The 16286-nt window shown below is 43.8% G+C and carries 13 protein-coding genes and 1 pseudogene; 2 read left to right on the forward strand and 12 right to left on the reverse strand.

Annotated elements, in window-relative coordinates:
* The 4 genes from BT_RS09835 to BT_RS09850 all read right to left on the reverse strand — a co-directional run bounded on the left by BT_RS09835 (position 1) and on the right by BT_RS09850 (position 7176).
* A complete protein-coding gene (locus BT_RS09835) occupies positions 1 to 2871 on the reverse strand; it encodes a TonB-dependent receptor (protein WP_004311273.1) in 2871 nt (956 codons plus the stop codon).
* A gap of 910 nt (positions 2872 to 3781) precedes the next feature.
* Positions 3782 to 5392, reverse strand: coding sequence for a toprim domain-containing protein (locus BT_RS09840; protein ID WP_011108061.1), 1611 nt, complete (start codon positions 5390 to 5392; stop codon positions 3782 to 3784).
* A gap of 268 nt (positions 5393 to 5660) precedes the next feature.
* Positions 5661 to 6491, reverse strand: a complete 831-nt coding sequence (locus tag BT_RS24565) for a hypothetical protein (RefSeq protein WP_011108062.1) — start codon at positions 6489 to 6491, stop codon at positions 5661 to 5663.
* 31 nt (positions 6492 to 6522) lie between these two features.
* Positions 6523 to 7176, reverse strand: a complete 654-nt coding sequence (locus BT_RS09850) for a hypothetical protein (protein WP_008766282.1) — start codon at positions 7174 to 7176, stop codon at positions 6523 to 6525.
* A 630-nt stretch (positions 7177 to 7806) separates the two neighbouring features.
* On the opposite strand from BT_RS09850, the pseudogene BT_RS09855 reads away from it, so the two are divergent.
* Positions 7807 to 8184, forward strand: a pseudogene (locus BT_RS09855) (helix-turn-helix domain-containing protein); the annotation flags it as partial.
* Here BT_RS09855 and BT_RS09860 read toward each other — a convergent pair.
* The 3 genes from BT_RS09860 to BT_RS09870 all read right to left on the reverse strand — a co-directional run bounded on the left by BT_RS09860 (position 8133) and on the right by BT_RS09870 (position 9840).
* Positions 8133 to 8915 (reverse strand): ParA family protein, encoded by a 783-nt coding sequence (locus tag BT_RS09860; protein ID WP_008766284.1) that lies wholly within the window; start codon positions 8913 to 8915, stop codon positions 8133 to 8135. The pseudogene BT_RS09855 and the gene BT_RS09860 overlap by 52 nt on opposite strands.
* A gap of 92 nt (positions 8916 to 9007) precedes the next feature.
* Positions 9008 to 9394, reverse strand: coding sequence for a DUF3408 domain-containing protein (locus BT_RS24905; protein ID WP_008766285.1), 387 nt, complete (start codon positions 9392 to 9394; stop codon positions 9008 to 9010).
* 29 nt (positions 9395 to 9423) lie between these two features.
* Entirely contained in the window at positions 9424 to 9840 is a 417-nt protein-coding gene (locus BT_RS09870) for a DUF3408 domain-containing protein (protein ID WP_004327094.1), read from the reverse strand.
* A gap of 76 nt (positions 9841 to 9916) precedes the next feature.
* Here BT_RS09870 and BT_RS09875 point away from each other — a divergent pair, with 76 nt between their 5' ends.
* Positions 9917 to 10171 (forward strand): hypothetical protein, encoded by a 255-nt coding sequence (locus BT_RS09875; protein ID WP_008650625.1) that lies wholly within the window; start codon positions 9917 to 9919, stop codon positions 10169 to 10171.
* Between the two features lie 583 nt (positions 10172 to 10754).
* Here BT_RS09875 and BT_RS09885 read toward each other — a convergent pair.
* From BT_RS09885 to BT_RS09905, 5 genes are read right to left on the reverse strand one after another with little or no spacing between them, the layout of a single operon-like run.
* Complete coding sequence (locus BT_RS09885) at positions 10755 to 11321, reverse strand: DUF2284 domain-containing protein (protein WP_005681510.1); 567 nt, start codon at positions 11319 to 11321, stop codon at positions 10755 to 10757.
* Complete coding sequence (locus BT_RS09890; protein ID WP_004289235.1) at positions 11318 to 12076, reverse strand: ABC transporter ATP-binding protein; 759 nt, start codon at positions 12074 to 12076, stop codon at positions 11318 to 11320. The genes BT_RS09885 and BT_RS09890 overlap by 4 nt, the downstream gene beginning before the upstream one ends.
* Positions 12073 to 13053, reverse strand: a complete 981-nt coding sequence (locus BT_RS09895) for a FecCD family ABC transporter permease (protein WP_004311292.1) — start codon at positions 13051 to 13053, stop codon at positions 12073 to 12075. The genes BT_RS09890 and BT_RS09895 overlap by 4 nt, the downstream gene beginning before the upstream one ends.
* Complete coding sequence (locus BT_RS09900) at positions 13054 to 14193, reverse strand: ABC transporter substrate-binding protein (protein WP_004289233.1); 1140 nt, start codon at positions 14191 to 14193, stop codon at positions 13054 to 13056.
* An 11-nt stretch (positions 14194 to 14204) separates the two neighbouring features.
* Entirely contained in the window at positions 14205 to 16283 is a 2079-nt protein-coding gene (locus tag BT_RS09905) for a TonB-dependent receptor plug domain-containing protein (RefSeq protein WP_004311295.1), read from the reverse strand.
* Positions 16284 to 16286 lie beyond the last annotated feature (3 nt).

The following is a 16286-nucleotide window of genomic DNA, read 5'->3' on the forward strand; positions in this document are numbered from 1 at the left end:
TTATAAAGTGAGTGATAATTCCAGCCCAAAGAAAAATCGGTTATTCAATTGAATATATGAACCCGGATTACGTTTGGATTCTCTGCGCGGATAACTTCTGAACATATTGTTGGCAAAGAAAGAAACACGTAGCATATTGCTAATTTCTTTAGTTACATTCAAGTTAAAACAAAAATAAGGACTGTATGATTCTTTTATAGCATTATTATGACTTACATTATTCAACATATATCCATATCCTGCATCCTTTACTTGCTGGGTAGTGGTATATTTCCCCTTGGGAAACATATTTACAGACGCATCTTCCAATGCTAAATAGCCCACAGGTATAGAATCGTTTCCAAATGTATTCCAATTAGACTGCTGCCAAATAGCTTGTGCTGTCATCGTAACAACAAAACCGATACGCGGGATATTGTGAGTGGCACGTAAAGTCGTTACAAATTGTTGTTTGTAACTTGCATTGCCTTCTTGAGAATAAATGGCCACCGGTTTACGGGCTGAAGCAGCATCTTCGCTATTGTCATAGAAGCTATAACCCTGACGCCAACTCTTAGTACGCATCCATGAGCCATTTATTTGGAAGGCCGTACGGATAGCATCAATACGTCCGATATTCAAATCAAATTCTAAACCTTTAGTTTCTATATTTAAATTATTAGTTGGTTTTGCATAAGTAGACAATACCGGTAGGCTACTACTAAGCTCTATCCCGTTTTCTGTGCGCTGGTATTCATTGTAGATAAATGTATTGAAGGTGTTGAAGGTTTGGCTCATTACATAACCATCCTTCAGACGCTCCTTATAAGCTATTACATTCAGATTGGTTTTACCCACTCGTAAATTAAAACCGACTTCTGCTTTATGATTTTGGGCAATCTTCAAATCTGAGTTATCTACTTGCCGAACTTCTGTGGTAGTCATAAACAAGCGCTGGCTTTCCGGAATATTTTCATTGGTAAGCTCATTTATATTGATATATTCAAAATATGCATTTTCTGGATATAAATAGAGAAGAGAAGGCATCTTTGCAGCAATACCGTAACCTCCCTGAAGACTTAATAGATTCGGAATCAAATCAATGGATGCATTTACACGTGGCGAGAAAATGCCTCCTACTACTGAGGTATGATCATAACGCACACCAGCCTGAATGTTCAAATCATGCGTACCGCTTATGGACCATTTGAAATTATCTTCCACATATGCACCAAATTGGTTAATGAAAGGAATATCCTTATAGTTACGTGGACGGAAAGATGAATTATGACCGTATTGACTACGATAAGGAGGAGTACTTGGGTCATAAGTTTTTCCTTTACCAACGTTACCGTCACTCCGGAAATCCGCACCAATCAAGATGCGGTTGTTTACATGACCGCTCGCCTTGAATAGAGAACTCGTCACTTTAGCAAACAAATTAACTTCACGACTATCGATCTCATAGTGTCCCAAATAGCTGCTTGGTAGATAAACAGCATAATGATTTATGTCTTCCGGTCCAAAATTAGTAATTTGATTACCATTGGCATCATAGATATGCTGACCTGCAAAGTTACTAAGTACCGCACCGTTTGTAGTGGTCATGGAATAAGGAGATGTAGCAGAACTGTATACGGTTTCATAATAACTGTCTTTATCCATATACGTACCTGACAATACATAGCGTAGTGTTTTTAACCAGCCCTTATTTATATTCCATGTACCATTGGTATTCAAAGTAAAACCTATATCGCGGCCTTCCGAAGCTGTTTTAGTTTGTTCATCATCAGGATTACGTTCACGTTGATCCTTACCATAAATAAAATCAAAGCTGGAATTGGTACGTAACTTATTATTAAAGAAAGTATTTGAATAGAGCAACTTTGTTGTGGCACGCTGATAGTGCTGGTAACTGGATATTGGATTATTCGTATTATAAGCATAATCTGCACTTACATTTAAAGCGCCTTTCTTTTTTCCAAGTTCAAAACCGGTTCCCATAGACACCTGATAGATATTGGGATTGGCTTTTGCTTTGACACGTAGCGGCTCACGACCAGCTTTTGTATTAATAATTACTGCTCCTGAGGTCAGATCACCATATTCAACAGAAGGGATACCACGAACGATTTGTATAGACTCTATATTTTCAGTAGAAATACTACGAACATCGGTTCCACCAGCCGGCGAAGCACCTCCGGCCAATGAAGCGGGTGTTTCCGTACCACTTAATACCGTAGGACTCATCGCAGATAGATTAGCATTATTTGAGATGGGGGCACCATCACGAATTATTGCGGTGCCCATAGCATTCATCGGAGCTTCCGGACCACTGGAACTGGAAACTTGACGGATGTTAATCTGTTGTGCCGAACTCATATCTTGATTCTGTGAAATTCCACCTGGCATCAATGACATTACATCATATAAACTGGTCGCTTGCATATGGTCCATAGCAGAGCGGGAAATGTGAGAAGATGTGGATTTGCCTGAACGGCTGTTGGTTGCAGTTACTGTAACTTCTTTCAACTTAAAATCCTCATTCCTCATTGTAAAATTAAGAACCAAATCCTTATTTACATTTATTAAGGTGTCAATGGAGACTTTGCCCAAATATTGAATTTGCATACGAATTTTACCAGTAGGTACGTTTTCCAGTATGTATCTACCATTTTCATCAGAGGTTGTCCCTAGTGCAATTTCAGGAATAGACACAGCTGCAAATTCTAAAGGCAAACGCTTGTTGTTGTGGTCGTACTCATAAACAGTGCCTGTAAGTTTTACTTTGTAATTGTTTTGCGATTTGATAGGGAGGGCAATTCCTATGCAAATAAGTATAAACAAGTATATAATATTACACCCCAAAATACCTTTTTTCATAAGTAACATCATATTTATTAATAATGCAAAATTATATGTAAATTTTAAATTAAAACAAACCATTGTGTGTAACAAAACTAAAATTATTAAAAATACATGTTGTTTTTGTTGGTGCCGTTGCATAATCTCACAGACCTCAACCGTCTGTTGTCTAACAATATAGCAACTGCATTATATTTAGGAAAATCCAATATATATTAGTACTTTATTTAAGTTCCATACATAGTAATACGGATCTTGAGTGATTAAAAGCAAACTGCAAATCTAAATAAAAAACGGGATGGTTGTAGTTCTGATATGCTATATCTTAATACAACGCAGATAAATACTTATATTTTCATTGATAGATCTAACTAAGTTAAAAAACGGATTTTCTCCAAAATTCTTCTGATAGCTCCGTTCCAGCCTCATATTTATCGCACTTTACAGAAGCCCCAGTTCAAATATAAGGAAACTGTATCTCTCTTCGATAAAAGATCTATTTTAGGACGCAAAATTAGATATTACAAAAGATTATAAAAATACCATTTTTTTGGTATAAAAACGCATCTAATACCTATATATAGGTATTAAATATCATTGGCAATGTATGTTCCATTTCATTAAGCAAACAATTTTTTGTATAAAATACAAATAGTACTTTTTTACCCACTTAAAAAGTGCAAGAATGTATAAAAGTCCATGTGTCAGCTATAATAGGGGCATGAATAGGCATCCGTTCCATACCTGTCCCTATTTGAATCGGTCACCCCACAGTGACCGGACATTACTCACCCAATTCGGATTCTCATTACAGTAGGCAACGAAAATCTGTATCAAGTTCCAAAGCCCGAGAATCATTCCATTAAACCTGGCAGGAATTGTGACAACATGTCTGCTTGAAACAGCTACTATTATGGTATCATGCTGTATTGTTATGCTATATACCATGTTCTAAGTCAAAACTCTTTTTTTTTAGAATTGAAGGTTTAAGGCTCCATCCGAAAGTCAATATCACTTTCTCAAAATTCTTTTCTACAGCACCCTTTGTATAAGTTAGGATGTCTTTCTCTAGAAAATTTTTGAAATCAGATGAACTCATGTCTCTAAAAATGTTTATATATTCTTTTTTAAGAAATTCATTTATGGCATGTGCCGATATCTTTTTTTGCGTGCACTTTTCTATAACATATAAGTTGCTTGGTACCGGTACCATCGTGTCCAGCCCCATGAAGATATTACAGTCTACCATAAGAGTATAAGCGCCGCTCTCGGCAAGAGGTGCGGAAATGCAGTAATTGGCTTGCTCAAGCAGAGAATCCACCAGTTCTTTTGTGGAAGAACTGATACTATTGGCCAATTGTTCATATCCTCTTAGATTCAGTTGGGATATGGTCTTTTCGATAGCCGGGATGAATTTCATTCCTGGACCCAGGTTCAAATCAAATCTTTTGTAATAGACAAGAAGCTCATTCCAATCTTTGTACCGTGAAGGTTTGATGATATTTACATTGTCTATACTATGTTGTTTAAGATACTCGCCGGAGGAAAATGCATCTTCTTTGAAGGTCTGTGTGTTTCCATCCGGGAAACTTAAATAGATGGTCTTATATGTGTCTCCAGTGTTGGTCCTTGCAAAAGCTTTACATTCCTCACCTTTGAGATAATATGCTGTGGTGATGTCAAAACCATTACCGCTGGCATCATTGTCATAGCAACAATTCCACTTTACCTTATCAGATGGGAATATACGGCTTATATTCTCTATTTGGGATTTGGTGACATATCCCCCCGTGCTTATGAATGCGCATGTGGTTTCTTTAGTATAATGGTTTATTTCGTAGAAACTCATTGCGTCAATAGCGGATTCAAAGAGATATATGTCTGTAACCTTGTCAAAAGGAACAAAATTGGCCATCCAACAGCTTTGTGCCTTGTCACCACCCGTGGCAAAGGCTTTATAATTGGTATTGGTCTCTGCAAAATAGTTCCTCATTTCAAAGTTAAGGATTTCCATCTGGGAGGGTTTGCGGAATGGAAAGCCGATATGATTGTTTTTTCCTACCTGGTAGATGAACAGTCTATTGGCGAAATCCTCCACAGTCTGTGGAGAGAGCTTCCTTTGGACGGTCAAATATGGATTATCCTTTTTGATAGGACGAGGATTCCAATAATTCAAATTGAATTCCTTAATGTAGTTCTGGGTGTGGTCTTTTGTACGGCTTTGTACGTTTCCGGTGACAATTCTTTCGCCAGTCATATATCTTGAAAGAACTTCATTGACTCCCCTATATCCCTGCTGAGTGCAATAAGAGAACATATGCAATCTTTTAAGGACGAACTTGGTCAGCTCTCCCTTATCGTCAAAGCTGCCTTTCCTTGAGAAATAGGTGTTCTTTTTAGGAAAGATGACTATTTCGTCTTCTGGATTTTGGGGGGTGCCAAGAACATAGGTCAAGTTCGTTGCTTGTCTGCCCGATATACGTGTATATCCGAGATCCTCTGCTATGTCTATGATTGATATTTTGGCCCTGCATTCATCGTAATCCATTTTCATATCTTTTAAAATTTAAAATTACACATTTTTTTGAACTGATAGGGAAAAAAGGGAGAAAAACTTTTTTTATTCTATATTTCTGCTGACGAATCTGTAGAGTTGGCGATTTGTTTTGCAATGGATAACCCCCACCCCGTCACCGTCTTATTCAGAGATACAAGACTATTTCCGCCGGACTTATTGGTCATTTCGACTTTGTGGCCGGACAGCAGTTTCTTGATTGTTTCCGGAGACTGCTTTTCCAGATTAATACTGCCTATGTTTAGAGGTTCTGTTTTACTTTTATCTGGAAATCTGTAATCTGACTGACCGGTATATTTCCTTTTTGGGTAATTGTTATATTTCCTTTTAGTTGCCTGCTGTCTGTTTTACATATGGAAACACCTTCAATTATGTATTTTGATTGGGCATTGTTACAAAAGTTGTCTATGGCTGATGCATATTGTGTCAGGGCTTGGGATATATCATCGTATCCCATTTGATGGTAGTTTTCTATTACTGTAAATAGTTCGTTCTTTTCTTCTTTTAACGGGTGTCTGGACATTATGTCAGAAAAGCATGTTTTCAGACTGTTGTAGTCTCCTATTCGTTCCGGATAATTCGGATCGTCAGAAAAAACGAAGTAGCTTATCTGATTGCTTTCTTTGCTATAATTAATGGCAAAATCATAGTTTCCGTTATTTCCTGTGATACCTATATAGTCTTTTTCCTTTAATAAAAGATACTTGCCATAAGATGTTGTATTCTCATAGGTTCTGGTAAATCCGTAATCTTTTAAGTGTTGTTCAAAATCTTTTATATGAATAGGGAAATAGGCCTCTTCTTTCTCCTGAAGAATGTAGAACGCTTCTTTTTCACTTGTTGTCAGATCTGGGAGCTTGGTTGCTATAGAGTTTTCCAGTTGGTATGCTCTGAAATTTTCCACTACATTTTCATGGAAATCTATCAAAAACTCCGGACTGCAACCGTTCTTCCTATAAATGTTTTCCGCTGCTTGCAGAATTTCTACAGCACAGCTGTCGCTTCCCTGGAAAACAATGGCTGGAATATCGTTTACCAGACATTTCTTCAGTAGTTCTTTTTGATCTTTCATTTTATATCTTCGTTTTTGTTGCCAGAATAATTTAAATGCCGGCAGAGTTGTCAGCTGAGTTGAATACTTGTTTTACTGCGGATATTCCCCACCCCGTTATGGTTTTATTCAGAGTGACAAGACTGTTTGTGCCGGACTTATTGGTCATTTCTGTTTGTTGTCCGGATAACAACTTTTTGAGTGTTTCCGGAGACTGCTTTTCCAGGTCAATATCCCCCACATTTATAGATTCTGTCTTACCGGTGGATTTATCTAGAATGCGGTAATTGCCGATTTCTTCTTGGCCGGAAGAATGAGATACATCATAGATCAGAGTTTTACAACCGGAAGATTGCAATTCTATTTGCTTTGTTGATATGTTTGTTTTCATTTCCATATATTTATTGGTAACGGCTGCCCATTTATCCATACCCTCGGCTGATATATTTTCTTTATTGAGAGCTCCAAAAGGATTTTTAGCATATTCACGCATTATTTTATTACGTTCTTCTGATAAATATTGTTCTGGACTTATCGCTGCTTTTGTATTATTCGAGGAGTACCATTCTAAAGGATGTGGGTTATCTTCACCGTAAGCACCGTAAACTATGTCATCTACTGATTTTCTGATGTTGGCATCTGTGGTTAATGTTTCATATTTAAAGCCGTTTGGATTAGAATTTAATTCATCTTTTATACTTTTCAAATAGCTCTCAACAGTATTGTATTCAATAACTTCACATACTTTGCCATTAAAGTCATAATATGAAATGGTTCCTATGACTTCTTTATTGGAGAGTGCTTCAATATTATACTTATCTTGAGGTTTGTTTGAATAATCGATTCTTGTATTAACTTGTTTATGGCCATTCTCTTGTTGAATACCGGATTCTTCTATTTTGATATTAGGTTCTATCCCCCTTTCCTTTGCAATACCAATTTCATATTTATAATCATCTATAATCTGTTTCTGCTTTTGTATTTAGATAGGTGTAAATACCTGCAAATAACGAGTATTGTCTGCATTTAAATCACTGGAAACCAAAACTGTATAAAATTTAACACTTAGCACACCTTATTTGTTGTTCCGCCATTTTCCGCATATTTTTGTGACGTATTTCTATCGCGGTGAATGTACGGGACTTTTTTATTGCCACAAAATCGAAGCCTGTTGACATCGGTTTACAAGGGTTCACAAGTGGCAACAAACAGCAGGATATAATGCGAGGATTGCCACAGATATTTACCCCGTTGACAACAGGCAACAGCGGTTCACTTCCGTTCACTCCCCGATGGAATATACAAGAATGAGTGTTCAACATCAAACAAAGGGGAAATGAAAACAACCAAGAAATGTGCATTTTGCGGCAGAATGTTCACGCCCAACAGCGGTATGCAGAAATATTGCACCGTACATTGTGCTGATGAAGCTAAAAAAGCGAAGAAGAAGCGGCAGCAGGACTTGCTCAATGCCGTAGAGCCAGTTTTAGAGATACAGCGTCAGGAGTATCTTACCTTTTCTAAGGCAGCCATCCTCATGGGATGCTCACGCCAGTACATTTATAAACTTGTGGCACAAGGCAGGCTACGGGCCTCGCGTATCAGCAACCGTATGGCGTTCATCCGCAGAGCCGACATCGAGAAGATGCTGGAGGACAATCCTTATAACAGGGTGATACCCGGATCACGTCCGAAGAAAGCCGCTTCCACCAGTTCAGGAAGGCCGGAGTCTTTCTCCTGACGGGGATCGGGTGGAAACAGCGTGGAACGAAAGACACCCTTACAGACAGGGTCCGCCTCCTTGTTGTAGCGGAGGGTGTTCGGAATGTGTGAGGACAGCAGCCGCAGCCCCATCCTGTGGATGACCCGGTTCCAGGCATCATACAAATTCTTCCGTCCCCTTCTATCCACCATGTTCCAGAACAGCCGGATTCCTTTCAAGTTGCAGTTCCCCTTGGCGATCAGCTCCTCTTCCAGCACCTTGGTAAACTGCAGGGAACTCTGCATGACGATATTGTCCGCCTTGAGCGGGACAAAGATATAGTCCATCGCGGCAACGGTATGAACCACCCCCTCGCTGCGGAGCGTTCCGGGAAGGTCGAAGAGCACGATATCGAAAGTCTCCCCTTTTTCGTCCATATAACGCCGCAGGTCTTCCACCCCCTTTTCCGGGTCGCTTTTGATGACCGGATAGGCAGGCTTACGGATTCTTTCGTACTGCCGGTACAGGTTCACCTTCAGGTCGTCATTTTTCATGACATTCTCCATGTCCCTCTCACGCATCAGGGCGATGCTGTGCTGCGGGGAGTCACAGTCCACAACCGCCACACGCACGTCTTTGCGGTAATGCAGGACACTGGCCAGCAGTACCGTAAAGACGGATTTTCCCACGCCACCCTTCTGGCTGGCGATGGCAACCAACAACTCTTTTTCTTTTTTCATCATACTTCTTTTTCATTAAAAGTTAAACACTATTGTTTCAGAAACAAAAATAATGCTCCCATCGGGGGAGATCCCCTGTCATGGGGGACGAGCCTTTATGACCGGCCGGGCAGGGACTCCTCCAGAATCATGTCCGTCGTTTCCCTGTATTCTTCCAGATGCCGCGAGACAAGGTGGTTGATGAACCCCTCCAGAGTGACCTTTCCGTTTCTCGAGGCTCCCGCCAGGATGGACAGTTTCCGGTGCAGGGCGGCGGGAATATGCAGCGACCGACGCTGCACGCCCGCAATGCCATGCAGGTATTCCTCCCCGTAGACGGACGGTTGCATGGGGCCATTTTTCCTTGCGGGACGTATAATGTCGTTACCGGACGTTCCACGTCTCTTCCGGGGACAGGCAGGCGCTTCCCCCATGATCTCACGGATGCGGTCCGCGTCCATCCCGCCAAGACCAATCCGCTCTTTTACGTTCTTTCCTGTCATGATATGCCTTCTTGGACAATGACAACGTTTTATCGGCGAGGTGTTCCTCCCGGCTGTCCGTCCTCATCCCAGGGACGGTAGACCTCACCGAGCAGGGAGGCGATGTCCTCCCTGTGTTCCTCCATATGGAGTTCCAACAACCGGATGATAAAACCGGAGATGCTGCCGCAGCCGGCGGCCCTGACCAGCATGGCGATCCGGCGGTGCAGTCTCCCATCAATGTAGGCGGTCTTCCACTCAGCGGCTCTGGGAGCGGGAACCAGAAACCTCCTCTTGTATTCCTCCGGACCTGTCACTTTCCCTGCCCGGACCTGACTTCCATGACTTGGTATCTCCACCACTGGTTCCAGGGATGGGGAAACGGGAGCTGACAGAAGGTTCCCCGTGAGTCCGACCCTCTCGAGAACGATATCGGAAAGCCGGTTCTTTTCCTTTTCTGAATCCATATTTTAAAATCTTAAATTATTAAATTACACAACTGGTATTGTCTCGGAATACAAAATAAAGGAAGAAGAGAACAGGATGAAACCACCTGTCACTTATAGTCATCCAAAGTCAGTTATTGTCATGATACACATGACGGGGGGGACGGAGATGCCGTTCCGTTCGGACGGTTCTTCCTATGCGGAGGCGACATCAGAGGCCCGTAGTGGTGTGGAAAAGCGAGCGGGATTCCGTTTCCTTGTCCACCGTTCCTTTTTAATCCTTATGGGCAGGCGTGAGAGCGCGCATCCGTCCGGATACGGATTCTTAAATTATCGGTCTATGGGAGTGTAAAAGTATTAATCCGTTAATGGAGAATTATGAAGGAAGACCATAAGGTGTACACGGCTACATTCTCCATTTGCAGAAGTGTAGAAGTAGTAATCCATTAATGAAGATAATGCAGAAAAACCATAAACCATATACGGCTCACTGCCGCTCTCCATTTGTAGATGTGTAGAAGTAACAATCCATTAATGGACAATAGGGCATGTAAAGGGCAGATTTCCCGTATATTCGCCTCCTTATTCCCGAATTATGGACGTAAGTCATATGATTATGGAGAGATATCCACCCTTTTATGGGGAGAGCAGCCGGCAAACACCTGATGGAAATGCCTCGTAAATCACAGGAGAATAGCCATACAATGGGCCAATACACAATAATTATTGGATAAATGTGGTCCGCTCCTGCGGACAGCAAGTTGTGTTTTCGTTTAACGAAAACAGGACGGTTTAACGGAGAATACACCGATAAACCGTTACTTATTTCAAGCTCCAGCGTCGCTTTTTACATATCTAACTATAATTCATTTGAAATCACAAAACAGATTGAACCGAATGTGGTTAGTTTGTCTGTTTATTTCATGTCCGAATCATTAGTATGCTATGTTGCAAAGTTCGTATTCATTATGAAAAAATCCGCTTACGAGAACAAGATATTCAGGTAATTTGCCATCCTTTCCCCAAAGAAGTTCGATGTTAAAAAGTTCAGAAAGCGTTTTGGCTATGTCAAATCCGAAGGCTTCGAGTGACGGACGCACTTTTTCCGGGTGTCGGCATGGTGTGCCGCAGTTACGCGTACACTCGTTATCTGAGCAGTGAAGACATTTACCTATATAGGCAAATGAACGCCCTCCATATTTCCGTTCCATATCCAATAATTCGCTCTCGATTCGTATCCGTTCCGGTAAAATGAGTTTTTGTGTATATTCAATCGGAATATCTTTGTCTTCAGGGATTATCTTCGTTGCCATAAGATGTGCATACTTGTATTGTCGGAGAAACGATTCCGTATCAAAATCAAATGGAGGACACCCCCAACTTTTACCGTAATTGGTACATTGTTTGCAAAGTTCAAGAAAATGTAGTTCGTCACGAAATTCGGCGATGTATCCTTCAACAGTGATGTCTGAAGTAAAATTTTCTACAGTGTATATACTCATTGTTTCAAAATCATTGTACCGCATAAGGAGTCGAAACGGATGTTTTCATTTTGGAAAAGTCTGTCAATGTATCCGCTTTTCTGCATTTCAGACGCGGTCAAGCAACTTAAATTCGGGGTATCTAACAATGCTATCGAATCGCACATGGACAACGCGATGTCAAGTTCATGTGTCGAGAACATGATACATTTTTTCTCGTCGTGGACAAGCCTACGAAGCAACGCCACAAGTTCGTAGCGATTAGGCATGTCAAGAAAGGAAGTCGGTTCATCAAGGAGAATGATAGGAGTATCCTGTGCCAATGCACGAGCAATCATCACACGCTGGCATTCGCCATCCGACATTTTATCCATCGTGCGGTTTGCATAAGCCTCCATTCCCACCGAAATGAGCGATTGCATGACTATCTCCTTATCTGTTTCTTGCATCCTACCTATCCAGTTGGTATAAGGAGCACGGCCTATGGCTACGACATCCTTGCACCGCAGGTTGGCGATGCGCGTGCGCTCGGTCGTGACGACAGCCAGCGTTTTTGCCATATCTTCGGTTTTCATGCAGGCGATGTCGTGCCCGTCGAGAATGATTTTTCCGGAATAACACCGGTTCAGACCGGCTATGGCGCGGAGCAACGTCGATTTTCCTGTCCCGTTTCTTCCGATAAGGGCTGTCAGTTGACCTTTTTTTATCGTGGCATTTACCTCGTGGAGCAACGAGTTTTCTTTGTAACCTATGGAAAAATGCTGTAATTCTATCATGCGGTGATGGATTTGTTGCGTAAAACCACCCATACGACGATTGGGATTCCCAATAGAGCTGTAATGGCGTTGATCGGCAAGGTGAATATTTTAGAAATGATGTCGCAAAGAAGCAATATCGATGCTCCCGAAAGAATTGTTCCGGGCAGAAGGACATGATGATCGCTATTTTGGAAAAGCATTCTTGTGACATGAGGCATAGCGAGACCTATGAAACCTATCGGACCGCAAAAAGCGGTTATCGTTCCGGCGAGCAGCGTTGTCGAGAGAAACAACAGGCTGCGTGAACGCCGAATATTCAGTCCCATTGTTACGGCATATTCCTCTCCGAACAGCAGGAGGTTAAGCGGTTTGATGGTCAGTACCGCCAACAGCAGTCCGGCAAACACCGATGGAACAAGAATCAGAAGTTGTCCGGAGGTGACGTCACCCAAAGCCCCCATCGTCCAAATGACAAAGGCTTTCAGCGATTCCTCTTTGCTGAGGTACTGCAATATCTGCACGACAGCACCTACGCCCGATGAGAACATCATGCCCAGAATCAGGATTACCATGATGTCTTTTATTCGCTGTCCGACGGCAGTTATCACGAGCAACACGACAGCCGCACCCACCCACGCTGCTCCGGCAATGCCTATTGATGAACCGATCCCGGCAAGTACCACAAGTGCCACACCGAGACTTGCACCGGAACTGATGCCAAGGACATAGGGACCGGCAAGAGGATTACGGAAGAGGGTCTGCATCTGAAGACCGCTGACCGATAAGGCAGCCCCGGCCAACAGTGCCACTATAGCTTTTATGAGGCGTATGTTGAGTACGATTTTTTCCGTGGCACGGGAACAATTTCCCCCGGTCAGTGCTGCCCATACATCGCGGATCGGAATGTTGACAGCTCCCACGGCCAAGTCCAGTAAAAAAAGACCGACCGTGAGCGTAATCAATATGGAGAATAATATAGTCGAACGGGAACGCATCTATTTCAGTTGCTTGTAATACACACACTCTTCCTGCACCAGTTCAGGATGGAATATCTTCACGAGGTCGCGGAGCACGATGTCAGGATTCACGACGGCAGACTCGTAATAGTCGTTACCCCCGGCTGTGTTGGTACGGGCGTTGTTGTTATACACCTCTCCATTTTTGAAACATCGGGTATCGGTGAATTTCGGACATGATGCCTTCAAGTCGTCAAGGGAGTTCGCCATTCCCACGTTCAGCCACATGTCCGCATCCGACGCGAGCAGATATGCTTCTTCTAAGTCAATGGGGATAGAAGCGTTTCCCGTGTTCTTCTGGTAGATATAGCGGCCTCCCGCATCAGTAATCAAGCGGGCTACATAACTTTGGGTTGAAGGCATGAACCACGAGTCGCCATAGGGAACATTAAGCATAACCGAAGGAGTGCCGAGGGTACTGTCGGCCACTTTCTTTTTCAAGGCGTTGTATCTGACCGGGATTGCGGCAAAGGCTTTTTCACCCTTCTCACGTTTTCCTGTGACTTCTGAAAGCACTACCATCCATTCGGCCTTGCCGAGAGGCGACTCTTCAAGATAATCGCCGACATACATGAACGGTATGTCGAGTTCTTCGAGTTTGCTTTCCATTGCGCTTGCGCCGTTCACCCCATAGAGCAGAACGAGGTCGGGATCGAGCGAGAGCAGCAACTCGTAGTTGATGTTCCCTTCATAGCCGACATCGCCAATACTGTCGCGGCGGGCTTGGATGTCTGGGTTGGAAATGTAGTCGATTCCCGAAACGCCGGTTATACACCGGACTTCACCGATTGCGTCAAGCATGGCGATATGAGTGGAAGACATCGCCACGATGCGTTTGGCGTCTCCTTTGAGTACCTGTCCTGCAAACCCTTCGGGAACCTCTTCACCGTTGCGGACGATAAACAGCCATGTGGTTACACTGTCCGCTCCCTGCCAGGGATTCCTGACGGTTATCAGTACGCTTTCCTTCCCGCCCGCCCCTTTGATGTCGAAGCCGGAGGCATATTCGGGAGCATAAAGCAGCAGGTTGAAATCATTGATTTTTGAGCTTTTGTTGTGGCAGCCTGTAAATGCCAGAGAAAGCAACAAAATCAGGCTTAAATTCTTTAATGCGTTCATATTGATGCAGATTATCGTTTACTATTTTTGTTTTTTCCGAACTTGGGTGTTATGCCGATGAATATCTCGAAATTGATGCCCGGCATGGGACGGGACAATACGGAAAGGTATTCTTCATCGAACAGGTTGTTGATGCTGCCCTTTAGCGACAGATCGGCCCATCGGAAAGAGAGCTGTTTTTCCAGTGTCACGTTATTCATGAAGTAAGGGGGCAGATAGCCCGTCAGGGTATAGTCATTACTCGACATGGTATAACGCTGGCTGTAATAACACCATTTGTAAAGCAGGCTCCATGTCCGCCATGACAGACGTCCGGTCACCGTTGCGGAAAACTCCGGCACGTATGGCAACTGTTTGCCGACGGATTGGTCTGCCGGACTCATCGGTTCGCTCTCGTTGATCGAGGGAGTCCACGAGAAAGTTCCGTTCATATCCAGTTTCCAGTCCTTTCCGAGCATTATATCAAGGTGGGCGTTGGTCTCTGCCCCGTAAGCATGTACCTTTTTGAGGTTTCTGGGGGAGAAGAATCCCTTGGTTGTGGGTAGCCAGATGATCCAGTCGTCGATGTGCGAATCGAACCAGTTGATACCACCGCTCAAAGCATATACATTTTCTTTCCCCACCGAGAACGACAACCCCACGTCGTATGTGAAGCCGTGCTCGCTTTTCAGGTCGGGATTACCGCCCGGCAGAAAATAGAGGTCGTTCAGCGTGGGAAAACGGTAGTTCCGGGAGATGGATGCTTTCGCCACGATATTGCCTTTTTTCGACAGTACCCCGTCGATGAAGAAAGCCGGGATAACCGGGGCCCATTCCGTACCGAACATATCCTCGCGAAGGACAAGCGAGGCGGCAAAACGATCGACAGGCCGCCATTTCGCAGAAACGGAACCGGAAAACTCGACACGTCCCTTGTCATACCCGACAACAGCCTTGTTACCTTCCTGCGAGATGATATTTTTGTCCGCGCTTTCCACCAAATGCTGGTGTACGGAAACACCGGCCGTGAACAGCCATTTCTCTGAAGGAGCATAATCCCCGTCCGCACTTCCGTAGAACGTGTTAATCTTACTGCGTGAGCGGGTCATCGAAGCCATTTCGCCGTTTCCCTTGTCCCGCTTGTAATCATAGGCCATCCATGTGTGTATATAGCCGCCTTTTACACCGACCTTCCATTTCTCCCGCACGCGATCCCACGAGAGGACGCCGCGAAACGTCTGCTCCCTTTGGCGGTTCTCGAAGTCCATGTCGTTCCCGTAATCCGTGCTGAGCATCGCCAGTTCCCGGTTGGAATTGATATACCAGGCGTTTAGCCCGAACTTGTCGCCTTCGCCCGTGTTATAATAAATTTCCTGCAAGACGTGCAGATCCTTATAAGCCCCGCTGCGGTTGCGTTCCGTCGGGTAATAGGAACCGATGATGTTCTTGTCCTCGTCATAGATGTTTTCCTTCTTGTCCCGGTTTCGGTATTTGTAGTCGTTGGGGGAAGAGGAATACACCACACGGGTGGAGGACTGCCAGTGTTTGTCACCGTAGGTCAGGCGGAGAAACTCGTCGAACGTGCTGAACGACCCCACTCCCTGCACGTACTGCAACCCGAACCCTTCATGGTTGGCCGGAGAAGTGGAGAGCCTGACCAGACCACCCAAGCCGCCGCCCGTTTCGTTTACCGATGACGTTCCGTGCAGCAGCGAGGCATCATCGATAAAGTAAGAAGGGATGGTGGAAAAATCCGTCATGCCCAGCATCGGGTTGTTAATGCGCATACCATTCCACGTCACTTGGGTATGCGAGGGAGAGGTACCCCGGAAAGCCACGGTGGATAACGTGGCGCGTCCGTAGTTCTTGACAAAAACGGATGAGTTGAATGTCAGCACATCGGCCATAGACAAGGCGATGTTCTCTTTCATGGCGATGGAATCGAAACGGGTTCGTTGCACGCCTATATCCTTCATAGGTCGTTTGCCCACCACCGTAACCTCCGGAATACGTAGTACCCTTTTGGTAATGCTGACGGAATTTTTCTGCTGGGCGGCAAGCAGAAAGGGCAGGCTTACCCCCACGAACAATAGAATAAGATGTCTTTTCATTTT

Source organism: Bacteroides thetaiotaomicron VPI-5482 (assembly GCF_000011065.1).
Lineage (GTDB): Bacteria > Bacteroidota > Bacteroidia > Bacteroidales > Bacteroidaceae > Bacteroides > Bacteroides thetaiotaomicron.